General features: G+C 62.9%; 24 protein-coding genes. 13 read left to right on the top strand and 11 right to left on the bottom strand.

The window, feature by feature from the left end:
* Positions 1-12: 12 nt before the first annotated feature.
* Positions 13-1509, bottom strand: coding sequence for an inorganic phosphate transporter (locus FHT69_RS20300; RefSeq protein WP_183904213.1), 1497 nt, complete (start codon positions 1507-1509; stop codon positions 13-15).
* Positions 1510-1571: 62 nt separating this feature from the next.
* Entirely contained in the window at positions 1572-2120 is a 549-nt protein-coding gene (locus FHT69_RS20295) for an NUDIX hydrolase (RefSeq protein ID WP_047613768.1), read from the bottom strand.
* A 264-nt stretch (positions 2121-2384) separates the two neighbouring features.
* Here FHT69_RS20295 and FHT69_RS20290 point away from each other — a divergent pair, with 264 nt between their 5' ends.
* Together FHT69_RS20290 and FHT69_RS20285 are read left to right on the top strand one after the other, a co-directional pair.
* The gene (locus tag FHT69_RS20290; protein ID WP_097542886.1) at positions 2385-3263 is read left to right on the top strand and encodes a LysR substrate-binding domain-containing protein; all 879 of its coding nucleotides are present in this window, start codon (positions 2385-2387) and stop codon (positions 3261-3263) included.
* A gap of 97 nt (positions 3264-3360) precedes the next feature.
* Complete coding sequence (locus FHT69_RS20285) at positions 3361-4518, top strand: adenosylhomocysteinase (RefSeq protein WP_183905870.1); 1158 nt, start codon at positions 3361-3363, stop codon at positions 4516-4518.
* Between the two features lie 14 nt (positions 4519-4532).
* Here FHT69_RS20285 and FHT69_RS20280 read toward each other — a convergent pair whose 3' ends face one another.
* Positions 4533-5528, bottom strand: a complete 996-nt coding sequence (locus tag FHT69_RS20280; protein WP_047614409.1) for a zinc-dependent alcohol dehydrogenase family protein — start codon at positions 5526-5528, stop codon at positions 4533-4535.
* A gap of 142 nt (positions 5529-5670) precedes the next feature.
* Here FHT69_RS20280 and FHT69_RS20275 point away from each other — a divergent pair, with 142 nt between their 5' ends.
* Complete coding sequence (locus FHT69_RS20275) at positions 5671-6522, top strand: LysR family transcriptional regulator (protein ID WP_097630504.1); 852 nt, start codon at positions 5671-5673, stop codon at positions 6520-6522.
* Positions 6523-6535: 13 nt separating this feature from the next.
* Here FHT69_RS20275 and FHT69_RS20270 read toward each other — a convergent pair whose 3' ends face one another.
* Complete coding sequence (locus FHT69_RS20270; protein WP_183904215.1) at positions 6536-7432, bottom strand: LysR family transcriptional regulator; 897 nt, start codon at positions 7430-7432, stop codon at positions 6536-6538.
* 161 nt (positions 7433-7593) lie between these two features.
* Between FHT69_RS20270 and FHT69_RS20265 the strand changes: the two genes are divergently transcribed.
* The 4 genes from FHT69_RS20265 to FHT69_RS20250 all read left to right on the top strand — a co-directional run bounded on the left by FHT69_RS20265 (position 7594) and on the right by FHT69_RS20250 (position 12141).
* Positions 7594-9033 carry an FAD-linked oxidase C-terminal domain-containing protein gene (locus FHT69_RS20265; protein WP_183904216.1) on the top strand — a complete coding sequence of 480 codons (1440 nt, stop codon included), beginning with the start codon at positions 7594-7596 and terminating at the stop codon, positions 9031-9033.
* Positions 9030-10229 (top strand): glycolate oxidase subunit GlcE, encoded by a 1200-nt coding sequence (gene glcE, locus FHT69_RS20260; RefSeq protein ID WP_183904217.1) that lies wholly within the window; start codon positions 9030-9032, stop codon positions 10227-10229. The genes FHT69_RS20265 and glcE overlap by 4 nt, the downstream gene beginning before the upstream one ends.
* 53 nt (positions 10230-10282) lie before the next feature.
* Complete coding sequence (gene glcF / locus FHT69_RS20255) at positions 10283-11593, top strand: glycolate oxidase subunit GlcF (RefSeq protein ID WP_183904218.1); 1311 nt, start codon at positions 10283-10285, stop codon at positions 11591-11593.
* A 107-nt stretch (positions 11594-11700) separates the two neighbouring features.
* The gene (locus FHT69_RS20250) at positions 11701-12141 is read left to right on the top strand and encodes a hypothetical protein (protein ID WP_047613775.1); all 441 of its coding nucleotides are present in this window, start codon (positions 11701-11703) and stop codon (positions 12139-12141) included.
* Between the two features lie 142 nt (positions 12142-12283).
* Here the strand turns inward: FHT69_RS20250 and FHT69_RS20245 are convergent, their stop codons facing one another.
* From FHT69_RS20245 to FHT69_RS20235, 3 genes are all read right to left on the bottom strand, one after another.
* Entirely contained in the window at positions 12284-12958 is a 675-nt protein-coding gene (locus FHT69_RS20245) for an outer membrane protein (protein WP_047613776.1), read from the bottom strand.
* A gap of 123 nt (positions 12959-13081) precedes the next feature.
* A complete protein-coding gene (locus FHT69_RS20240; protein ID WP_047613777.1) occupies positions 13082-13774 on the bottom strand; it encodes a L,D-transpeptidase in 693 nt (230 codons plus the stop codon).
* Between the two features lie 136 nt (positions 13775-13910).
* A complete protein-coding gene (locus FHT69_RS20235; RefSeq protein ID WP_183904219.1) occupies positions 13911-14660 on the bottom strand; it encodes a L,D-transpeptidase in 750 nt (249 codons plus the stop codon).
* Between the two features lie 249 nt (positions 14661-14909).
* Between FHT69_RS20235 and FHT69_RS20230 the strand changes: the two genes are divergently transcribed.
* Positions 14910-15539, top strand: a complete 630-nt coding sequence (locus tag FHT69_RS20230; protein ID WP_183904220.1) for a DNA-3-methyladenine glycosylase I — start codon at positions 14910-14912, stop codon at positions 15537-15539.
* Positions 15536-16039 carry a hypothetical protein gene (locus tag FHT69_RS20225; RefSeq protein ID WP_047615319.1) on the top strand — a complete coding sequence of 168 codons (504 nt, stop codon included), beginning with the start codon at positions 15536-15538 and terminating at the stop codon, positions 16037-16039. Before FHT69_RS20230 ends, FHT69_RS20225 begins: the two co-directional genes overlap by 4 nt.
* 4 nt (positions 16040-16043) lie before the next feature.
* Here FHT69_RS20225 and FHT69_RS20220 read toward each other — a convergent pair whose 3' ends face one another.
* Positions 16044-16748: an HAD family hydrolase gene (locus tag FHT69_RS20220; protein ID WP_047613781.1), complete on the bottom strand. Its 705-nt coding sequence runs from the start codon at positions 16746-16748 to the stop codon at positions 16044-16046.
* Between the two features lie 236 nt (positions 16749-16984).
* Between FHT69_RS20220 and FHT69_RS20215 the strand changes: the two genes are divergently transcribed.
* Entirely contained in the window at positions 16985-18034 is a 1050-nt protein-coding gene (locus FHT69_RS20215; RefSeq protein WP_097542932.1) for an aldo/keto reductase, read from the top strand.
* 65 nt (positions 18035-18099) lie between these two features.
* Here the strand turns inward: FHT69_RS20215 and FHT69_RS20210 are convergent, their stop codons facing one another.
* From FHT69_RS20210 to FHT69_RS20200, 3 genes are all read right to left on the bottom strand, one after another.
* Positions 18100-18459 (bottom strand): DUF305 domain-containing protein, encoded by a 360-nt coding sequence (locus FHT69_RS20210; RefSeq protein ID WP_183905869.1) that lies wholly within the window; start codon positions 18457-18459, stop codon positions 18100-18102.
* A 75-nt stretch (positions 18460-18534) separates the two neighbouring features.
* Complete coding sequence (locus FHT69_RS20205; protein ID WP_097542878.1) at positions 18535-18900, bottom strand: hypothetical protein; 366 nt, start codon at positions 18898-18900, stop codon at positions 18535-18537.
* 57 nt (positions 18901-18957) lie between these two features.
* On the bottom strand, positions 18958-19719 hold the full coding sequence (locus FHT69_RS20200; protein ID WP_179867800.1) for a hypothetical protein: 762 nt from the start codon (positions 19717-19719) through the stop codon (positions 18958-18960).
* A 129-nt stretch (positions 19720-19848) separates the two neighbouring features.
* Between FHT69_RS20200 and hisS the strand changes: the two genes are divergently transcribed.
* Genes hisS through hisG form a run of 3 tightly spaced genes read left to right on the top strand, consistent with a single transcriptional unit; the run spans position 19849 to position 23231 of the window.
* Entirely contained in the window at positions 19849-21372 is a 1524-nt protein-coding gene (hisS, locus tag FHT69_RS20195; protein WP_183904222.1) for a histidine--tRNA ligase, read from the top strand.
* A 45-nt stretch (positions 21373-21417) separates the two neighbouring features.
* A complete protein-coding gene (locus tag FHT69_RS20190) occupies positions 21418-22539 on the top strand; it encodes an ATP phosphoribosyltransferase regulatory subunit (RefSeq protein ID WP_047613786.1) in 1122 nt (373 codons plus the stop codon).
* Positions 22536-23231 carry an ATP phosphoribosyltransferase gene (hisG, locus tag FHT69_RS20185; RefSeq protein ID WP_047613787.1) on the top strand — a complete coding sequence of 232 codons (696 nt, stop codon included), beginning with the start codon at positions 22536-22538 and terminating at the stop codon, positions 23229-23231. The genes FHT69_RS20190 and hisG overlap by 4 nt, the downstream gene beginning before the upstream one ends.
* The last annotated feature ends 35 nt before the right edge of the window (positions 23232-23266 follow it).

Below are 23266 nucleotides of genomic sequence, written 5' to 3'. Positions count from 1 at the left end.
AAACTCGGGGTTTCACACGAAGAGCGCGAACATAGCCCAATAAATCATTGCCGCAAGCGCCCCCGAAACCGGCACGGTGACGATCCAGGCAGCGACGATCGTCATGAAATGCGAACGTCGCACGAGATAGCGCCGCCGCGTCTCGTGAATGTTCGGCTCCTCCGGCTCGTCGATATCAAAGCTCTCGGCCTTGCGCCTGATATAGGCGATGCGGCGCTTCGAATGACGCGTGTACCATTCGCGGAAGAATCCGACGCCGAAGACCGAGCCGACGGCGATATGCGTGGTGCTGACCGGCAGACCGAGCCAGGAGGCGACGATGACGGTAAAGGCGGTCGACAGCGCGACGCAATAGGCCCGCATCGGATTGAGCTTGGTGATCTCCTCGCCGACGAGGCGGATGAGGCGCGGCCCGAAGAGCAGCAGGCCGACCGAGATGCCAAAGGCGCCGATCAGCATCACCCAGAGCGGCGGATGGCCGATGGCGTCGCCGCCGACGCCGACCGAATGGACGATCGCCGACAGCGGCCCGACCGCATTCGAAACGTCGTTGGCGCCATGCGCGAAGGACAGCAGCGCCGCAGAGCCGATCAGCGGCAGGCGGAACAGCACCCGCAGCGAACTGTTGCGGTTTTCAAGATCCCGCGCCTGGGCGAGAACGAGCGGCCGGGCGGCAAGCCAGCTTAGCAGCCCGGTGGCAATTCCGATGAAGATGATGGTGAAGGATTGAAATTTGCCGGCTGGCGACAGTTGCAGCACCATATAGGCCATGAAGCCGCCGGCCATTGCCGCCACCAGCACCGGCACCCAGCGCTTGGCCGCCGCGATCTTATCGTCGCGATAGATGATCAGCGTCTTGACGAGATAAAGCAGCCCGGCTGCGATCAGCCCCCCGATCAGCGGCGAGGTGATCCAGCTCGAAGTGATTTCCAGCAGCACCCGCCAGTTCACCGGCTCCGGCCCGACGGCTGAGATGCCGGCTCCGATCACTGCTCCGACGATCGCATGGGTGGTGGAAACCGGCGCATTCATCCAGGTCGCGAGATTGATCCAGAGGGCCGCCGCCATCAGTGCCGCCATCATGATCCAGCCGAGTATTGCCGGCGGCACCTGGACGGCGTCGACCAAGTTCGAGGAAATTGTCTTGACGACCTCGCCGCCGGCGATGGTGGCGCCAAGGATTTCAAAAATCGCCGCGATGACCAGGGCCTGGCCCATCGTCATGGCGCGCGCGCCGACCGCGGCACCGACATTGTTGGTCACATCATTGGCGCCGATGTTCATCGCCATGTAGCCGGCAAGCGCCGCCGCCGCCACCACCAGCATCGCTCCCGGCCGGTCGAACACATAGACGCCGGCAAAAAGCATGGCCAGACCGAGAAAGATCAGTCCGAGACCGGGCGCCACCAGCCGCCGCAAAACATGCTTCGCCACGTCCTCGGCATGGGTGATCTTGTCGAGGTCCTTGTCGAGCGTGCGTTTCGTGAGGACTGCGGGACGTGGCGGCATTCTTGTTCCTGAGAATGAATCTGCTTCTACGCTGCTTTTCTAGCAGTGCAAGATGGCAGGAATCATTCCGCCGGAATTTGCTTGGCCGCCGGAATTTCGTTGTCCGTTGAAATTTGCGTCGCCGCGTTGGCCGAAAGCCTGTCGGTCATCTTTTTCTTGAAAGCAAGGAAGAGGTGACGGAGCTCCGGTTCGCGCACCCGCCCGGCCGCCTCGTCGAACGACACCCATTCGATGCGGCGCTCGCCTTTTTCCTTGAAGTTCTTCATCATATTGGTGACTTCGAGCGCATAGACCTGCACCTTGCAGACCACCTGCACCCCATCGCGCAGCACTTTGGGATAGGTATAGGCGCCAAGCGTCTCCGGCTCGACCACGCCGCGCACGCCGGCTTCCTCGAAGGCCTCCTGCATCGCGACCTCATGGGCGCATTTGCGCGTCATCGGCCAACCCTTGGGAATGACCCAGCGGCCGGTGTCGCGACTCGTCATCAACAGCACCTCGACCTCGCCGCTCTTCTTCTTAACCCGGTAGCAGAGCGCACCATATTGCTGTCGCGGCGGGCGCCGGAACATCAGTTGCACATCGGAAGCCAGTCGGGCGAAAAGAGTCAATTGTCGGGTCACCTTCACAGTCGTCGTTAGGAATCACTCATATACGTATATCACGGAAAGCTTACGCAATCCAAAATGGCATGACGATTCGAAACGCCATTTGATCGTCGTTCATAGGGAAAATCGAGGTAGGACAGGTTCGGAGAATCCGTCACGCCCTGTCTCGAATGCGTCACATTGCACAGCTGTACAATATGGCGTGATCTTGCCTTTCGTTCAATGGCAAGATCAAGTGATGCACTATGATTTTCGAATGTGGTAATCATGCGTCTACCCCCTCTCAACGCCGTCCGCGCCTTCGAGGCCGTCTGCCGTCACGGCAGCATTCTGAAAGCTGCCGAAGAGCTGAATGTGGTGCGTGGCGCCGTGCGTCAGCAGATTGCCACGTTGGAGAATCACCTCGGCCGCAAGCTCTTCACGCGTGACGGCCGCCGGCTGGTTCCGACGGTGCAGGCGAGCGCTTTCGCCGCCGCAGCGGGCGTGGCTTTCGACATTCTGCAGCGCGCCGTTTTGGAGCTCGAAGACGCCGAGCAGAATCGCATTCGGCTCGGCGTGCCCTCCGCCTTCGCGGTCTGGTGGCTGATGCCGCGCGTCGCGGATATGCAGGCAAGTCTCGGCGATACGGCGGTCGAGATCGTGCCGATGACCGTGGTCGAACCGCTGCAGATGCACCCGGAGTTGGACGCTGTGATCATGGGCGGTGAATACCGGCCGGCCCCGGGGATCACCGCTCTGCGATTCATGGAGGACGAGTTCGGCCCGGTCTCCACACCTTCGCTCGCCGCGACACTATCCAAGGACCCTGCAGCGATGGGTGCACTGACGATGCTCGCCAGCCGCAGCGTTCCGAAGCTCTGGGACGAATGGTTCGCCGAAAGCGGCACGCCGCCGGTCGTCTTTTCCCGCGTCCAGGAATTCGAGGATCTGCTGCTGGCGCTGGGGGCTGCCCGCTCCGGGCTTGGCATCGCGCTTGCGCCGCGTGCTTCGATCGAAGACGATCTCGAACGCCGGCATCTCGTGGCGCCCTACGGCTTCATATCCCGCCCGTCGGGCTACAGCCTCTGCTGCCGCACGCCGGATGCGAAACGGCCGGCCTTTGTGGCTTTGTCCGGCTGGCTGCTTCGTTGCGGGACGTCGGCCTGAAAGGGCAGATTTTCTGCCCCTTCGCCAGAATTACTTCCATATTCGCAGCCCTGTTGCTCCGCTAAAACAGCACCAAGGCGCAAATAGGAAAGAGATGATGGAAAAGACCGCAACCCGTATCGATTGGATCGGCGGCAGCTGCCGGCTGCTCACGGCGACGGCGGCCGAATTCGAGCGGACGCGTCCTTTCGAGGGTCTATCGATCGGTACCGGCATCCATCTCGAGCCGAAGACGGTGGCGCTGTTGATGACGCTGCGCGCCGGTGGCGCGCGTCTCGTCTGCACCGGCAATCTCAACAGTACCCAGCCGTCGACGGTCGAGTTCCTGCGTTCACAAGGAATCACCGTCTTTGCCACGCAGACGACCGATCCCGCTGCCCATCATCAGAGCCTCGAAGCGGTCATCGCCGAGAAGCCGGATCTGCTGCTCGACAATGGCGGCGATCTCTTCGCCATCGCGGCGGAAAAGCCCTATGCCAATCTCCTGGGCGGCACCGAGGAGACCACTTCGGGGCGCACCCGTCTGCTGCCGCTGCGCGAGCGGCTGGAGATGCCGATCCTCGTCATCAACGACAGCCCGATCAAGCAGTTCGCCGAAAACAGGCATGCCGTCGGCCAGAGCCTGTTCGAAAGCTACCTGCGCTTCACCAACCGCTCCACCAACGGCAAACGCGTGACCGTCTTCGGCTACGGCGCCTGCGGCAAGGGCACGGCCGCCTGTTTCCGCAATGCCTTTTCAACCGTCAGCGTCGTCGACATCGATCCGGTGACGACGCTCGAAGCCCATCTCGACGGTTTCGTCACGCCGCTACGCGACCAGGCGATCCGCTCGGCCGATATCATCGTCACCGTCACCGGTTTTGCCGGCATCGTCACGGCAGCCGACCTGCCGCTTGTCAAGGACGGCGCGATCCTGATGAATGGCGGCCATTTCCCGCATGAGATCGATGTCGAGGCCCTTCGCCGCCATCCCGATGTCACCGGCATCGATCGCTACGAGGCCGACCATATCGAGACCTTCCATCTCGCCGACGGCCGTTCCTTCCATGTACTCGGCGGCGGTCACATGGCCAATCTCGCCGGTCCGCGGCCGCTCGGCAATACGGTCGAGTCGATGGATCTCGGCTTCACCCTCCAGGCCCGCTGCCTGGAACGCATCGCCCGGGGCGAGGCCGGTCCCCAATCCTGCGTCGTCCCCGTACCCCGCGATATCGACGCGATGGTGGCGAACGCCTATCTCGATCTGGCGCGCTAATTCTCTCGTCGAGGTTAGTCGATCTCGACGACGAGCTTTCCATCCGCCTGCCGGCTTTCGATCAGCCGATGCGCCTCATCGGCATCGGCAAGGGTGAAGCGGTGCCTGTCGAGCTTGGGCATCACCTTGCCGGCTTCGACAAGCTTCGTCATCTCCCGCATGATCTGACCGTGATGGGCGCGTCCCTCGCCGGTCAGAAGCGGCAGCAGCGTGAAGACGCCGGAATAGGTGGCGGCCTTGAAGGAGAGCGGCGCCAGCGCGTGGCTTCCCCAGCCAAGACAGCTCACGACATGGCCGAACCGGCTGACGGCACGGAATGCCGTATCGAGCCCCTGGCCGCCGACCGTATCGTAGACCAGATCGAAACCCTTGCCGCCGGTGTGTCTTGCGACATAGGTTTCCACCGTTTCCACGTCACGATCGATCGGTGTTGCGCCAAGGCCGGCGAGATAATCCGCTTTCGAAGCGCCGTCGACCACATAGACCTCGGTTCCGGCAGCCTTGGCGATCTGCGCCACGATATGGCCGACACCGCCGCCGCCGAGTACGAGAACCTTCTGGCCGGCCTTGACCCCGGCGCGGTCGACAAGCCCTTCCCAGGCGGTGATCGAGATCAACGGCAGGGCGGCTGCCTCGCGCATCGACAGATTCTGTGGCTTTGGCGCCAGCAGCGCGGCGTCGATGGCTGCAAATTCGGCAAGCGATCCCTGAATGCCGCCGACCCCGCCGGTCATGCCGTAGACCGCGTCGCCGCGGCGGAAACCACTGACGCCAGTTCCGATCTCTTCGACGATGCCGGCCATATCGATGCCGAGTATGGCGGGAAGCGGATGGCGGGCATGGACCGCATTACCGGCCCGGATCTTGAGGTCGAGCGGGTTGACGCCACTTGCCTTGATGCGCACCAGAACCTGGCCCTCGCCGGGGGACGATTTTGCGATATCGGCGATCCGCAGCGGCGAATTCGGCGTCTCCGCCAGCAGTGCTTTCATCGTTGATTGGACAGGCATGGAACTCTCCTTCGTTCGCAGCGCGGCGTCTGCTGGGGCGTCGGCAATGGCTTGTGCTGGAAGAAGATGGTGCATTGAAGCGCGAATGAAAATGAAAGATAATGACTGAAATCCATGCATTTTTGTTTGACGGATGCGGGCGATGGAATGGAGCGACCTCAAGCTGTTTCTGGCGATCGCGCGGTTCGGCACGCTGGGGGCAGCAGCCCGCAGCCTCGGGCTGACGCAGCCGACGATGGGCAGGCGGCTGCGTGCTCTTGAAGCCTCGCTCGGCCAGACGCTTTTTCAGCGCACGACGGATGGCTTCGTGCTGACTGACGAGGGCACCGCCGTGTTCGCCGGCGCTGAACGCATCGAAGAGGAGGCGCTCGCCATGGAGCGCGTCCTCGCCGGTGGCAGTCGTCAGCTCGATGGCTTTCTCAGGCTGTCCTCATCCGATTGGTTCGGCGCGCATGTGCTTTCGCCGGTACTGGCGGAATTCTCGCAAGTCCATCCAAAGGTAGAGATCGAATTGCTGACCGACAGCCGGCTTCTCAACCTGTCGCGACGCGAAGCCGACCTCGTCTTCCGCATCCGGCCTTTCACGGAGGCGGAGGTCATATCGCGCAAGCTCATCCATATCGAATACGGCCTTTACATCAGACGCGGCGCACCGCACCCCGAAGCTGGCGATGGCACGGGCGCCCGCCTCATCACCATGGACGAGGCTTTCAGCGACATGCCGGATGTCGGCTGGCTGCAGCGCCTGTTGCCGCGGGCCGATACCGTCATGCGGAGCAACAGCCGCGACGTGCAGGCAGCGCTCTGTGCCAACGGTGCCGGGCTCGCCGTTCTGCCGCGGCCGCTCGGCGATTCCCTTGCGGTCGTCGAACTGGTCGATCTCGGTGAACCGCCACCCGGCCGCAACACCTGGGTCGGCTATCACCGCGACATGAAGCGGCTGGCGCGGCTGCGCGCCCTGCTGGACCTCGTCATCGAGAGGCTGGCGCGCTGAACCGGCACTGCCATCAGCGCTCCCAATAGGGGACGGGGCCATAAAGCTCTGCCAGATAATCGATGAACAGCCGCACCTTGGCTGGCAGGAACTGCCGGCTGGGATAGACGACCGACAGCGCGACATTGTGCGAGCCTTCATAGGCCGGCAGCACCTGCACCAGCCGGCCGGCCTTGAGCTCTTCGCCGATATCCCAGGTGGAGCGCAGGGCGATTCCGAGACCGGCGATGACAGCCTCGCGGATCACCTCGCTGGAATTGGTGATCAGCATGCCTTCCGGCCTGAGACTCAGCGCTCCGTCCGGTCCGTTCAGCCGCCAGGTGTCGTTATTGTGCGCCGGCAGGCAGCGGTGGTGTTTCAGTTCGTCGATATGCCGAGGTGCGCCATGCGCCGCCAGGTAATCCGGCGAGGCGCAGAGCAGCCGGCGCACCGGCGCCAGCCTTCGGGCGACGAGGCTCGAATCGGTGAGTTCGGCGATGCGGATCGCCAGATCGAAGCCGCCGCCGACGATGTCGCTGAATTCGTCCGTCAGCACCAGATTGATCGCAAGCTCCGGATGCGCCTCCATGAAACCCTTCAGATGCGGCGCGATATGCATGCGCCCGAAGGAGGTCGGCGCCGAGATCTTCAGCGTGCCGTGCATCTGCGCCGAGCGGCCGGAGATATAGAATTCCGCTTCCTCAAGCCCGGCGAGAATGCCGAGGACGCGGTCGTAGAAACCCTGTCCGGCTTCCGTCAGCGAGATCTGCCGAGTCGTGCGTTGCAAAAGCCGGGTGCCGAGCCGGTCCTCCAGCCGCTTGATCCGCTTGGAGACGACGGCCGGGGAAAAGCCGAGCGCGCGCCCGGCGAGAGACATGCTGCCTGTCGAAACGACCTTGGCAAAGATTTCGAGATCACCCAGATTGGTCATAAGGTTTTGCGACTTTTTCCCCTTTTGGCATAAGTGCTTAGCATTTGCGCCGCTTTCGGGAAAGTGCTAAGCCGGTCAATCGGCGGCAGGGAGGTTCGCGGCCGGTTCCGCTACCCACTTCCCGCTGTCATTTCCCCGTCGTCAGGGCCAGGGAGAACGCCATGTCCGACGCCATTTCGTTTCTCAGCCCCCGCGCCGATGTCCTGGCGCGCAGAGCCCAGATCGTCGCCGATCTGACCGATCTCCTGCCGCCGGAATGCCTGGTGCATGAGGCGCGCGAGCTGGTGCCGTTCGAGACCGACGCCTTCGTCTCCTACCGCCGTCTGCCGCTCGCCGTCGCCCTGCCGCGCACGACAGCCGAGGTTTCGGCCGTCATGCGCTATTGCCACCGATACGGCATTCCGGTCGTGCCGCGCGGCGCCGGCACCTCGCTTTCCGGCGGCGCCATTCCGCAGGAGGATGCGGTTGTGCTCGGCCTGTCGAAGATGAACAGTATCCTCGAAATCGATCTGCCGAACCGCGTCGCCGTGGTTCAGGCCGGCGTCACCAATCTCAACATCTCCGAATCCGTCTCCGCGGACGGCTTTTTCTATGCGCCCGATCCAAGTTCACAGCTTGCCTGCACCATCGGCGGCAATATCGGCATGAATTCCGGCGGCGCCCACTGCCTGAAATATGGCGTCACCACCAACAACCTGCTCGGCGTCAGGATGGTGCTGGTCGACGGCACGGTGATCGAACTCGGCGGCAAGGCGCTGGATGCGGCGGGGTATGATCTGCTCGGCCTCGTCTGCGGCCACGAAGGCCAGCTCGGCATCGTCACCGAGGCGACGGTGCGGCTGATCGCCAAGCCGGAAGGCGCCCGCCCGGTGCTCTTCGGTTTCGAAAGCTCGGAGGCCGCCGGCTCCTGCGTTGCCGATGTCATCGCCGCCGGCATCGTCCCGGTTGCGATCGAATTCATGGACAAGCCGGCAATCGAGATCTGCGAGGCCTTCGCCCATGCCGGTTATCCCCTCGATGTCGGCGCGCTTTTGATCGTCGAGGTCGAAGGGTCGGAAGCGGAGATGGACGCCACGCTGAAGGACATCGTCGAGATCGCCCGCCGGCACGCGGTGAAGACCGTGCGCGAATGCCAGTCGGCGACCGAGGCGGCATTGATCTGGAAGGGCCGCAAATCCGCCTTCGGCGCCACCGGCCGCATCGCCGACTACATCTGCATGGACGGCACGGTGCCGCTCAGCCAGCTTTCCCATGTGCTGAAGCGGACCGCCGAAATCGTCGATCACTATGGCCTGCGTGTCGCCAATGTCTTCCACGCCGGCGACGGCAATATGCACCCGCTGATCCTCTTCAACGCCAACGATCCCGAGGATGCCGCTCGCGCGGAAGCCGCCGGCAACGACATCCTGAAGCTCTGCGTCGATGCCGGCGGCTGCCTGACCGGCGAACATGGCGTCGGCATCGAGAAGCGCGACCTGATGCGCCACCAATATTCCGAGGCCGATCTCGCCCAGCAGATGGCGGCGCGCGCCGCCTTCGATCCCGGCTGGCTCCTCAACCCGTCGAAGGTCTTTCCGCTCGAAGGGCGCCCCGCCGCATGATCGATCTGATGCCGACGAGTGAGGAAGAGGCGACGGCAATCGTCCGCGCCCACGCGGAAAGCGGCCAGCCGCTCGCGATTTGCGGCGGCGATAGCCGCTCGGGCTTCGGCAATGCCGTTGTCGCCGAAGGCCGGCTGCGCTCGACCGGGCTTTCCGGCATCGTCGCCTATAATCCCGGCGAAATGGTCATGACCGTTCGAGCGGGCACGCCGCTCGCCGAGGTCGAGGCGGCGCTGTCTGAGAGCGGCCAGATGCTCGCCTTCGAGCCGATGGATCATCGCCCTGTGATGGGGACGTCCGGCGAGCCGACCATCGGCGGCGTGTTTGCCGCCAATGTCTCCGGCCCGCGCCGGCTCATCGCCGGTGCCGCCCGCGACAGCCTGCTCGGTGTGCGCTTCGTCAATGGCAAGGGCGAGATCATCAAGGCCGGCGGCCGGGTGATGAAGAATGTCACCGGCCTCGATCTCGTCAAGCTGGTGGCCGGCTCGCATGGCACGCTGGCTTTCCTCACCGAAGTTACTTTCCGCGTGCCGCCGCGCCCGAAGACGGAACAGACGGTGGTTCTGTCGGGCCTCAACGACGCCGAAGCGGCAAAGGCCATGGCCGCGGCAATGGCGCTGCCGGTCGAAATCTCCAGTGCCGCCCACCTGCCGCTGACGGTGACGTGGAAATTCCTCGCCGGCACATTGCCGGAGGGTGAGGCGACGGTGCTGCGCATCGAAGGCTTGGCCGGTTCGGTCGACGTGCGCATTGAAAAGCTTGTCGCGACAATGTCGGCCTTCGCCACGGTCACCAGGCTGGAGCAGCCCGACAGCCGCAGGCTCTGGCAAGAAATCCGCGACGTGCTGCCCTATGCCGACGGCACCGCGCGGCCGGTCTGGCGCGTCTCGGTCGCCCCCGGCACCGGCCATCAGCTGGTCGCGGCGCTGCGCCTCGAGGCCGGCGTCGACGCTTTCTATGACTGGCAGGGCGGTCTTGTCTGGATGCGCATGGAGGCCGGTCCTGAAGCCGAGCTGGTCCGCCGCTTCATCAAGGCGCTCGGTGGTGGCCATGCGACGCTGATCCGCGCATCGGCCGAGGCGAGGGCAGTCACCGCGGCTTTCCACCCCGAGCCTGAGGCGGTGGCGATGCTGTCACGGCGGGTGAAGGAGAAATTCGATCCGGCCGGCATATTCAATCCGGGGAAGATGGGGTGAGGGAGAAGATGAGCACAACCCCCGATATCCTCCAAAAGCGGAGGTCCCTCTAAATGCAAACCAACTTCACCCCGAGCCAGCTGCTCGATCCCGCTGTCGCCGAATCCGAGCAGATTCTGCGCAAATGTGTACATTGCGGTTTCTGTACCGCCACCTGTCCCACCTATGTGACGCTCGGCAACGAGCTCGACAGCCCGCGCGGCCGCATCTACCTGATCAAGGACATGCTGGAAAACGGCCGCCCCGCCGATGCCGAGGTCGTCACCCATATCGACCGCTGTCTCTCCTGCCTTGCCTGCGTCACCACCTGCCCCTCCGGCGTCGATTACATGCACCTGGTCGATCACGCCCGCGCCCATATCGAAAAGACCTATAAGCGCCCGTTGATGAACCGGCTGACGCGCGCCATCCTTGCCGCCGTGCTGCCCTATCCCGGCCGTTTCCGCCTGGCGCTCAATCTCGCCCGTCTCGGCCGGCCCTTCGCCGGCCTGATGCGGGGTGGCGCACTGAAACCTTTCGCCGCCATGCTGGCGCTTGCGCCGCGCCGCGTGCCTGCAGCTTCAGCCTTCGCAAAACCCGGCAGTTATCTGCCCGAGACGGAACGGCGCGGCCGGGTGGCGATCCTTTCCGGCTGCGCCCAGCCGGTGCTCGATCCCGGCATCAACGCGGCGGCGATCCGGCTGCTGACGCGGCTCGGCGTCGAGGTCGTACTGCCGGAGGGCGAGGTCTGCTGCGGCTCGCTGGTCCATCACATGGGCCGCGCCGAACAGGCGCTTGCGAGCGCGCGCGCCAATGTCGATGTCTGGACACGCGAGATCGATGGGCAGGGCCTCGACGCGATCATCATCACCGCCTCGGGCTGCGGCACGACGATCAAGGATTACGGCCACATGCTGCGCCTCGATCCCGCCTATGCCGCAAAGGCGGCCAGGGTCTCGGCGCTCGCCAAGGATATCACCGAATATCTCGCCACCCTCGAGCTGCCGGCCCACATGCCGAAGGGCATCACGGTCGCCTATCATTCCGCCTGTTCCATGCAGCACGGCCAGCGCATCACGCTCGCGCCGAAGCAATTGCTGAAAGCGGCGGGCTTTACGGTGCGCGATCCGGCGGAAGGTCATCTCTGCTGCGGCTCTGCCGGCACCTATAACATCATGCAACCGGAGATCTCGGCTGCGCTGAAGGCACGCAAGGTCAAAAACATCGAGGCCACCAAGGCCGATATCATTGCCACCGGCAATATCGGCTGCATCACCCAGATCGCCACCGGCACCGGCATGCCGATCCTGCATACGGTCGAACTGCTCGATTGGGCTTATGGCGGCGCTGTGCCGGAAAAATTAACAGGTTTACCGCTAGGCTGAAGCTACTACAGCGCCGCGCGTCTTTTCAGATGCGCAAAGGACGCTGTAGCACTTTAAATTGCTGCATATGCAGCAGGCCCGTCGGGCCGGTCTCGGGAGGTTGGGCGATGTGGCGGGGAATGATCGTGCTTGCGGGACTGCTCGGAGCGGCAGGCGCCGCCCATGCCGACAGTCGTTTGTTCTGTTCCGCCGACGACAAGGAAGCGCGTTTCACGCTCGAAAGCGGTTTCGAAAGCGATGCCGGCCACAAGCTCAACCATTTCCGCGGTGCACTTGTTGTCAAGGACCAGGCGCAATCGACGGTATTCGGAAAACGTGTTTTCGAATCGCAGCATCTGACCAATCACTGGTCGCGTGACGGCGAACTGCTCCTGGAGGTTCTCGACGGTGGTGATGACGACACCGGCGGAGCAACGCTGGATCTCGTCGTGGTTGCCGGCGAACGCGGCAAGCCGTCGGCAAATTTCAGCGGCACCTATTCCCTGACGATCGCAGGCGGTGAAAAGCCCTATGCCGTCCAGGGCAAGGTCAGCTGCGGCACGAAATAGAGCAATTTCAGGAAGTACGAAGCGGTTTTCCCAGGCAAAGCGCAAGGCGGTTTTGCCTGGGAATTGCATAACGATAAAAGGTTAGAGCGGTTTTGCGCTTTTATGCGCTGAACCGCTCTCACGTCGCAGCCGAAATTTGTTCTTACCAGTGGAATGAAACGCCGACGTTGACGGCATTCGTGAAGATGTTGGTCTTCAGGTCCACGCCGTTGTCGATCGGCACGTCGATGCGCGAATAGGTGCCCTTGTATTCGACGAAGGTCGACCAGCGCTCGGTCACCTTGAAGTCGACGCCGGCCTGGGCCTGCAGCGTCACGCCGCCGAATTCATAGGCCCAGGTCTTGCCCTCGGGGCGAATCACTTCGACATGCGGAATGTTCACGCCGATACCGGCGCCGAGATAGGGCGTCCAGCGGCGGGTCGGATCCTGGAAGCGGTAGAGACCGTTCACCGTAAGCAAGTTCAGGCCGTCGGTGAATTCGAAGTGCGACCAGCCGGTCTTGGCCAGCGTATCGTCGTCGGCATAGACCTTGTCATGGGTATAATCGAGCGAAATACCCCAGTTCGGCTTGTTGAAGTTCTCGAGCCACCAGGTGACGCGGCCGCCGTAATAAGGCGGGCTGCCGAAGGACTTGCCTTCCCAGCCGGCGGTGAAATGCGTGCCGTCGGAGAGATCGACGCCGCTGTGCGGTGCGGTCTGATAACCGCCATAGACAGAGAATTGCAGATCTTCCGCCGAGGCGGAAACTGCTGAACAGATTGTCAAAAACGCGATGCCCGCAAGTAGCGAAGCGGAGGAACGCAGCGCATATGTCATTGAATAGCCCCGATATTGCAAATATGTCGACTCTTAGGCATGTGTGCCAGCTTTCGGCCGCAAAGTCTAAGCAAAACAAAAGGCGCGTCGAAATGCGCCTTTCGTTTTTTTCGTCAGTGTTGCTCAGCCGCCAAACATCGTGCGCAGCACGTCGATGCCTCGGTCCTCGAAAGCCACCTTGCCCTGCCGGTTGCCGGGGCCGATGACGATCACCTTGGTGCCGACAGGCGCGCGGTCGTAGAGGTGCGTCACATCCTCGTTCATCATCCGGATGCAGCCGGAAGACATGTTGAGGCCGATCGTCCAGGGCTGGTTGGTGCCGTGGATGCGGAAGATCGTGTCGCGGCCGCCCTGGTAGAGATACATGGCGCGGGCGCCGAGCGGATTGTCCTCGCCGCCTTCCTGGAAAGCAGGGATGATGTGGCCCTTGGCGGCTTCGCGGCGGCGCATCTCGGCCGGCGGCGTCCAACTCGGCCATTCGGCCTTGCGGCCGATCTTGACGATCCCCGACCAGCCGAAGCCGTCGCGGCCGACGCCGATGCCGTAGCGGGTGGCGCGGTTGTTGCCTTCGACGAGATAGAGATATTTGTTGTTGGTATCGATGATGACGGTGCCGGCCGCTTCCGTCGTCACCAGGCGCACTTTCTTGCGCTTGAACTGCGGCTTCACGTATTTCGGCATCTGCGCCACGCGCACGATCTGCGCCGGGGCTCGTGTATTGTCCGGCGCGGAGCCGGCGGGTGCAGCAAAGGCGGATGTGGACATCAAGGACAGGACAAGTCCGGCGGCAGCCAGACCCGGCATCAATTTGATCATGATCGATTCCCCTCAAGCAAATTCGCTCGAAGCTACATGAACTTCTCCCCGATTCAAGATCGGCGTGGCCGGATAAAGCTCTTTTGGAGAAGGGAGCCGGCTATTCTCTACGGCTCCCCAGGTATTTGCCCGGTCGTTACATGACGATGACGCGGGTTCCGACGTTGACGCGGTCATAGAGATCGACGACGTCTTCGTTGCGCAGGCGGATGCAGCCCGAGGAGACGGCGCTGCCGATCGACCAGGGCGCGTTGGTGCCGTGGATGCGGTAAAGCGTCGAGCCGAGATACATGGCGCGGGCGCCGAGCGGGTTTTCCGGGCCGCCGTCCATGCGCGCCGGCAGGTAATGGCCCTTGGCGGCTTCGCGGCTGATCATTTCGGAAGGCGGCGTCCAGTCCGGCCATTCCGTTTTGCGGGTGATCTTGTGGGCGCCGGCCCATTCGAAGCCGGGCTTGCCGACGCCGACGCCGTAGCGCCTTGCCTTGCCGCCTTCCATCACCAGATAGAGGAAGCGGTTGTTGGTATCGATGACGATCGTGCCGGGCTTTTCCGTGGTATCGTAATCGACCATCTGCGGCAGGAATTGCGGCTCGATCGGACGGCGGATCGACGGGATGCCGGGATTGATCGCCGAAACGGTCTGCGGTGCGGCCTGCGGCGCCTGGCGCAGCGCGCGGCGCTGGAAGATTCCGCGCTGCGGCTGCCGGATGACCGGCCGCTGATAGACGACGGGTCGAACCGCGCCGCCGCCGAGCTGGTTGATCCAGGGCGCCGTCAGATCCGGGCTGAGCACGACCGGCGGACGGGTGGCGTAGCGGTCGTCTGCAAGGGCGGCCGTGGAGACAATGCCGAAGAGGGCTGCGGCAAGAATAAGCTGTTTCATCATCGGACGAACTCTCTACAAATGACCGAAAATGGCTGGCGGGACTACTTCTCCGCCCGGGCGGACATGTTCCGCCCGCAAAGACGCTGCCACCCTATCCGCCAGCGAATGGTAAAGATCGATTCATGAAAAGCCGACCGACCGGATAAACTTTTCGTCAGGGTTACCGTTCGGTTTGGAAAGACGGTTTGCAAATGGTAAAGCCGGAATCATGCACGGTGAACGAAGCGGACCCCCGCAGGATGAAGGATCATGAGCGCGACAGGCATCATCATCGGCGAGGACGGCAGGAGCCGCTGCCACTGGCACGCCAATCTGCCCGACTACCTCCGCTATCATGACGAGGAGTGGGGCCGCCCCGTCACCGACGACATCCGCCTCTTCGAGAAGATCTGCCTCGAAGGCTTCCAGTCCGGCCTTTCCTGGCTGACGATCCTGCGCAAGCGCGAGAATTTCCGCGCCGCCTTTTCAGGCTTCGATTTCGACAAGGTCGCTCTCTTCGGCGACGAGGATGTCGCTCGCTGCCTTGGCGATGCCGGCATCATCCGCCATCGCGGCAAGATCGTCTCGACCATCAACAATGCCAAGCGCGCGATCGCCCTCAGGGACGAGTTCGGCTCGCTCGCCCGTTATTTCTGGCGCTACGAGCCGGGCCATAACGAGCGGCCTGTTGTGGTCGACCGCGAGCATATCGTCGCCAACCCGACGACGCCGACATCGGTCATCATTTCGAAGGATCTGAAGAAACGCGGCTGGACCTTTGTCGGCCCGACCACAGTTTATGCTTTCATGCAGGCGATGGGTCTCGTCAACGATCATCTGGAAGGCTGCTTCTGCCGGCCCGAGGTCGAGGCGATGCGCTGCGCCCTGGTCCGTCCATGAAAGATCTGTCCGTGAGAATATTGATAACAGCCGCTGCCCTGTTTTTCCTGCCGGTCTCCGCCATGGCGCAGACACCGCAGCTCGATCCCGGCGAGAAGCTGGAGAAGCTGCAATTCCCGGCCGTCACCATGCAGCTGAAGGGCTGGACGAAGTTCGGCAATAGCCATGTCTATACGCTGCCGGTGCGCACCGGCCAGCACGTGAAGGTCAGTTTTTCCACCAAGAGCAAATTTGCCTTCCTGGCGATCTTCGACCTGTCGAAGCCGGATGACGAGGCCTTCTTCGGCACCGACGAGGATGGCATGAGCTTCGAGACGACGGTCAAGGAAGACGCCACCTGGCTGCTGCGTCCCTATTATTCCAAGGTCTCGCCGCGCCGCGGCCTCGGCGCTCCGTTCAGCATCTTGATCGAGCCCTTGGCGGCCGCCCCACAACCGCCGCAACCGCCGGCCGAGCCCGAACGCCCGTCGCTGTTTCCGAAGGCGCCTGCCAAGCAATGAGGCTCTAGCCGAGCCGGTCGATCAGTTCGCGCAATTCCCCGAGATGGCCGATCTTGCGGAAACGCGGCGCTTCTTTCGGTTCATCGACATGTTCCAGCACCCAGGTGAGTTCGTGCGGCACGAAGACGCCATAGCTGCCGGCGGCGATTGCCGGCACGATGTCCGATTTCAGCGAATTGCCGACCATCATCGCCCGCTCCGGCCCGTCGCCGACCTTGGCGAAGATGCGCCGATAGGTGACGGCGGTCTTGTCGGAGACGATCTCGACGGCATCGAAGAAATCGCCGAGCCCGGATTGGGCAAGCTTGCGTTCCTGATCGAAGAGATCGCCCTTGGTGATCATGACAAGCAGGTATTTGCCGGCAAGCCCCTCCAGCGTGTCGCGCACATGCGGCATGGTTTCGACGGGATGGGAGAGGAGCTCGCGGCCGATATCGAGGATCTTGGCGATCACGCCCGAGGGAACCTTGCCCTCGGTGATCTCGATCGCCGTCTCGATCATCGACAGCGTGAAACCCTTGATGCCGAAGCCGTAATGGCGAAGATTGCGTTTCTCGGCCTCCAGCAGCCGCTCGGAAATCTTCGGTCCTTCGGCGAAATCGGCAAGAAGCCTGGTGAAATGCGCTTCCGTCAGTCGGTAATATTGTTCGTTTTGCCAGAGTGTATCGTCGGCATCGAAGCCGATCGTCGTCAGTGGTCGCGTCGTCATATGCGCACCTCTTAAAATATGGCCGGCAATCTATCGGCTGCCTGTGTCGAGACAAGGGCGTCATCTTGGGTACGGTTGGGCGCAGCGTTGAAAAGCGCCGCTGCCGCACTAAATGCACTTTGCCTCACCCTGCAGCCAGCCACGGCTGTGCCTGTCGCGCGCAGGCCAATAATCAAAAAATGAAGTTCAGCGGTTCGCAAGCCCTCTTGCGGCAGACACAAAGGAATTTTTCCACCATGCGTTACAACCAGCTCGGAAATACGGGACTTTTCGTCTCGGAAATCTGCTTGGGCACCATGACCTTCGGTGAAGCCAAGCAAGGCAGCATGTGGGGCGCCATCGCCGATGTCGACCAGAATGCCGCCGACCGGATCGTCGAACGCTCGCTTGCTTCGGGCGTCAATTTCATCGACACGGCCGATGTCTATTCGGCCGGCGAGTCCGAAAGGCTGCTCGGCCAGGCGCTGAAGAACCTCGACATCCCACGCAAGGACGTCGTCATCGCCACCAAGGTCTATGGTGTGATGGGCGACAAGCCGAACGACCGCGGCGCCTCGCGCGGCCACATCATGGATTCCGTCGAGGCGAGCCTCGAGCGCCTGCAGACCGATCACATCGACCTCTATCAGATCCACGCGACCGATACGGTGACGCCGATCGATGAGACGCTACGCGCCTTCGACGATCTCGTCTCCCGCGGCCTGGTGCGCTACATCGGCGTCTCCAACTGGCAGGCCTGGCGCATCTCCAAGGCGCTCGGCCTGTCCGAACGCCGCGGTTTTGCCCGTTTCGAAACCGTGCAGGCCTATTATTCCATCGCCGGCCGTGATCTCGAACGCGACATCGTGCCGATGATGCAGGAGGAGAAGCTCGGCCTGATGGTCTGGTCACCGCTCGCCGGCGGACTGCTCTCCGGCAAGTATGGTCCCGGCGCGCCCGGCAACGGCGAGGGCCGCCGCGCCAGTTTCGATTTCCCGCCTGTTGACAAGGACAAGGCCTGGGCCTGCGTCGCCGTCATGCGCGAAGTCGCCGAAAAGCACGGCGTCGGCGTCGCCACCGTGGCGCTCGCCTATATCCTCGCCAAGCCCTTCGTCACCACAGTCATCATCGGCGCCAAGCGTGTCGACCAGCTCGACCAGAACCTTGCCGCCGTCAAGCTGAAGCTCGATGAAGACGATATGAAGAAGCTCGACGAGGTGAGCGCGCTTGCGCCCGAATATCCCGGCTGGATGCTGGCCCGACAGGGCGCCGGCCGCCGCCCGGCCGATTTCGAGCCGAAGGACTGACCTCGCCAACATAAGTCTTGGGGAACGCCTGACATCCCGGCGTTCCCCTTTTCATCCACGATCGATTATTTGCCGTGGGCCTTGAGCCAGGCGGTCATCTCAGCGATCTCGGCTTCCTGTGCCTTGATGACGGCTTCGGCGAGCTTTCGGATATCGGGATCTTTTCCATATTGAAGCTCGATCCTGGCCATATCGATCGCGCCCTGATGGTGCGGGATCATGCCGCGGACTAAATCCGCATCGGCATCGCCGCTATACTCGATCATCATATCCTTGTGCATCTTGGCATTGGCCTCGCTGAAGGCGTGGCTTGCCGCATCGTGATTGCCCATCGGCTTGCTCATATCCATCGGTTTGTCTTCGGCAAGGACGGGAGCGGCAATGATGGCGAGCATGGCGGTGAGGGCGATGATTTTCAAAGACATGAGAGTTCCTTCCTCTGTCTGACAATAGGTTTGCCGGGCGGCTGAGCCACCCGATTGGCATGGATTGCTATGGTGTCAGGACAATCGCGGAGGCGGCGACTGTGGTGTCGGTTTGTCGTCGTCGAGGGCGCGGGCAAGCGCGGGGTCGGGATAACCAAAAATGGACTTACCGCTGGCCATGACCGTCACCGCCGGTGGCAACAGCAGGCAGGCGGCGCAAAGCGGCATATGCGCGGAATTGCCGCCGGCGCAGGGGCCTTTCGAGGGTTCAGTCTTGCCCGCCGCCTCGGACATAGCCATGCCGTGCATTTCGTGATGCATGCCGGTTTCGACGGCAACCGGTGCATTCATCGATGCGCAGGTCGGACAGCCTGCCCATGCGGACATGGCGCTGTAGACCAGCCAGCCGAGAAACATCACGATGAGGGCGAGCATGCGCATGCTGTTTTATAGGCGAATGACTGATGCAAGCCAAGCCGACCGGCGATCACATCCTGATCACCAGCTGGCAATGACCTTGTGCTCGATCCGGTAATCCTTGCTCTCTTCGCCGAGCGGCGCCACCGGCCATGTCCAGGTAGCTTTTGCCGGCGGCGGCAATACGCCATGCAGCAGGTCGGCCTCCTCATGCGTCCTGCCGTTGCGGTCGATGACGGCATAGGCGATGTCGGTCACCAGGCAGCCGCGGCAGGGGAGGCCCGAAAGCCCGGTCAGATGCGCCGCGATCAGCCTTTCCACCGTGTCTTCGGGCATTCGCCCGGCCTCGGCCTCCGAGCGCCGTTTCACACCGCGACCGATCTGCGACAAGAGGTTGGCCGAAACCACCAGATCGAGATAGGGCACGCTCCTGAGGAAGCCGAGCGGTTCGGGCTGCCGGCCGGCGGCAAGGTCGTCATAGCCGGAGAGGTCGCGCTCGATCAGTCGGACATTGCGATAGCCCTTGGCCGACAGCCACAGGCGCACCGATGCGAGGTGAACGAGATCGACCAGCACGACGGTATCGAAATCGCGCGCCAGTTCCTCGATCGGCACGTCCCGCAACAGACCGGAACCGAGCACGACGGCGGTCCGCTTCTGCCTGAGACCGGCCGCAGCCGCGCGGATCGCAGTCCGGCTCTTTTCCTCATGTTCGGCCCAATCCGCCGCACAGCGCCCGGCCCGCGACCACAGATTGACGGAATAGCGGATGAACTTTCGATGCGGCTTGCCGGTCAGCGGCAAGGTCGCGGCATAGAGAAGCGCTTCAGCGATCATGAGCATATCCGCATTTCTGATGGATGCCTCCGGTTCAATCGATACTCCCTGCGGCATCAAGACCCTTCGCCCTTGCCGCTCCCCGCCCGATCGGTTAGGAAACCGCCACTGTCACAGTCAGCGGAATTCCCGGAAATGAACGACAAGCAGAAGAAACCGCAAAAGCTCAAGGCCCGCCTGCCGCGCGGCTTCGTCGACCGCACGGCCACCGATATCCGCGCCGTCAACGAGATGACGGCAAAGATCCGGGAAGTCTATGAGCATTATGGTTTCGATCCGCTCGAAACGCCGCTGTTCGAATATACCGATGCGCTCGGCAAGTTTCTGCCCGACAGCGACCGGCCGAACGAGGGTGTCTTCTCCCTGCAGGATGACGACGAGCAATGGATGTCGCTGCGTTACGACCTGACGGCGCCGCTCGCCCGTCATGTCGCCGAGAATTTCAACGAGATCCAGCTTCCCTACCGCACCTATCGCGCCGGTTACGTCTTCCGCAACGAGAAGCCGGGCCCCGGCCGCTTCCGCCAGTTCATGCAGTTCGATGCCGATACGGTCGGCGCGCCGGGTGTTCAGGCCGATGCCGAAATGTGCATGATGATGGCCGACACGCTTGAGGCCCTCGGGATCAAGCGCGGTGACTATGTCATCCGCGTCAACAACCGCAAGGTCTTGGACGGCGTGCTCGAGGCGATCGGCCTCGGCGGCGACGACAAGGCCGGCCAGCGGCTCAACGTGCTGCGTGCCATCGACAAGCTCGACAAGTTCGGCCCGGAAGGCGTGGCATTGCTGCTCGGCCCCGGCCGCAAGGATGAATCCGGCGATTTCACCAAGGGCGCCGGGCTTGATCAGGAGCAGATCGACAAGGTGCTGTTTTTCGTCGGCATCAAGGATTATGCCGAAAGCGCTCAACGCCTCGCCGAGCTCGTTGCGGGAACCTCGAGGGGTGGCGAAGGCGTCGAGGAGCTGAATTTCATCGCAGCGCTCGTCACCAGCGCCGGCTATCAAGCCGACCGGATCAAGATCGATCCCTCGGTCGTGCGCGGTCTCGAATATTATACCGGCCCGGTCTATGAGGCCGAACTCAGCTTCGACGTCACCAATGAAAAGGGCGAGAAGGTCGTCTTCGGTTCGGTCGGCGGCGGCGGCCGTTATGACGGTCTCGTCTCTCGTTTCATGGGCCAGCCGGTTCCGGCGACGGGCTTTTCGATCGGCGTCTCTCGCCTGATGACGGCGCTGAAGAACCTCGGCAAGCTCGGCGCCAGCGAGGTGATCGAGCCGGTGCTGGTCACCGTCATGGACGGCGATGTCGAGGCGATGGGCCGTTATCAGAAAATGACGCAGCAACTGCGCGCCGCCGGCATCCGCGCCGAGATGTTCCAGGGCAACTGGAAGAAATTCGGCAACCAGCTGAAATACGCCGATCGCCGCGGCTGCCCTGTCGCCATCATCCAGGGCGGCGACGAGCGCGCCGAAGGCGTCGTGCAGATCAAGGATCTGATCGAAGGCAAGCGGCTTTCCGGCGAGATCGAAGACAATGCCAGCTGGCGCGAAGCACGCGTGGCGCAGGAGACGGTGCCGGAAGCCGACCTTGTGGCCAAGGTGAAGGAAATCCTTGCTGCGCAGGCTGAGGATCGGAAGAGGGCAGCATCGAATGTCTGAGGCGTACCTTCAGGCACGCCCTTCGCCTACTATTTGGAGCTCGGCATGCCCCTGATCAACCTCCCCGAATTCTCCAACGACCTGCTGGCCGAATTTACCGCGCGCAACGCCGAGCGCATCGATACGCCTGTCATTCAGCCGGCCGAACCTTTCCTGGACATCGCCGGTGAGGACCTGCGCCGCCGCATCTTCATGACGGAGAGTGAAACCGGCGCCAGCCTTTGCCTGCGTCCCGAATTCACCATTCCCGTCTGTCTGCGCCACATCGAGACGGCGACCGGTACGCCGAAGCGTTATGCCTATCTCGGGGAGGTTTTCCGCCAGCGCCGTGACGGCGCCAATGAATTCTACCAGGCCGGCATCGAGGATCTCGGCGATATCGACCTGTCAAACGCCGACGCCCGCGCCATCGGCGATGCCACCGGCATCCTCGCTCGCCTGCTGCCGGGCCGGCGACTGTCGGTGACATTGGGCGACCAGGCAGTGTTCGAGGCCGTCGTCCAGGCGCTCGGCCTGCCGCTCGGCTGGCAGAAGCGCCTGATCCATGCCTTCGGCAACATGACGCAGCTGGAAGCGCTGCTGGCCAGCCTCGTCAGCCCGCAATTCGTCACCGGCCTGGACGACGATATTGCCAGGCTGGTCGCATCCGGCGACGAGCAGGCGCTGGTCGTCCATCTCGAGCGGGAGATGCAGAAGACCGGCTATTCGACGAATGCCAGCCGCTCGCCCCTGGAGATCGCCCGGCGCCTCAAGGAAAAGCTGATCCTCTCCGAAACCCGCCTCGACGATGCGGCCTTCCAGGTGCTGGAAGAGTTCCTGTCGCTCGACGTGCCGCTCATCAACGCGTCCGCGGCCCTTGCCGGTTTCGCCGATGCTGCTGGCCTGAAACTCGGCAACGCGCTCGCCCGCTTCAATGGCCGGGTCGCAGCCCTTGCCAATGCCGGCGTCGATCTTTCCTGCCTCGACTACCGCGCCGCCTTCGGACGGCCGCTCGACTATTACACCGGCCTCGTCTTCGAGGTGACGGTGGAAGGCTCGAGCGCGGTGCTCGCCGGCGGCGGTCGCTTCGATCGGCTGCTGACCTTCCTCGGCGCCACGGACCGCATTCCTGCCGTCGGCTTCTCCTTCTGGCTCGACCGTATCGAAACCGAAAGGGCAGCCGCATGACCATCACCATTGCGCTTCCTTCCAAGGGCCGGATGAAGGACGACGCTTCGGCGATCTTCGAACGTGCCGGCATGCCGATCTCGGCTGTTGGTAACGACCGCTCCTATCGCGGCCGCGTCGAAGGCTGGGACGATGTGGAAGTCGCCTTCCTGTCGGCTTCCGAAATCTCTCGCGAAATCGGCAACGGCAGCGTCGATTTCGGCGTCACCGGCGAGGATCTGATGCGGGAGGGTTTTGCCGAGATCGACAAGCGCGTCGAATTCTGCGCCCGGCTCGGTTTCGGCCATGCCGATGTCGTCGTCGCCGTGCCGGAGATCTGGTTGGATGTCGACACCATGGCCGATCTCGTCGATGTCGCCGCCGATTTCCGCGCCCGCCACTCCAGGCGGCTTGCTATCGCCACCAAATACTGGCGGCTGACCCAGCAGTTCTTTTCGAGCCAGCACGGCATCCAGCTTTATCGCATCGTCGAAAGCCTGGGGGCCACCGAGGGCGCTCCCGCCGCAGGCTCGGCTGACATCATCGTCGATATCACCTCCACCGGCTCGACATTGCGCGCCAACCACCTGAAGGTGCTCCAGGACGGCGTCATCCTGCATTCGCAGGCCTGTCTCGTGCGCGCCCGCAAGGAGAGCCACGCCGACGAACCGGCGGTGCAGGCGATCATCGATGCGGTGCGCGCCGCCCTCTGATCTCGGCTACATAACGGCACAAGAAAAACCCGCCG

This window comes from Rhizobium sp. BK008, assembly GCF_014197345.1.
Lineage (GTDB): Bacteria > Pseudomonadota > Alphaproteobacteria > Rhizobiales > Rhizobiaceae > Rhizobium > Rhizobium anhuiense.
The sequence above is the reverse complement of the archived record's forward strand: the minus strand, read 5'-3'. Positions and strand labels throughout refer to the sequence as shown.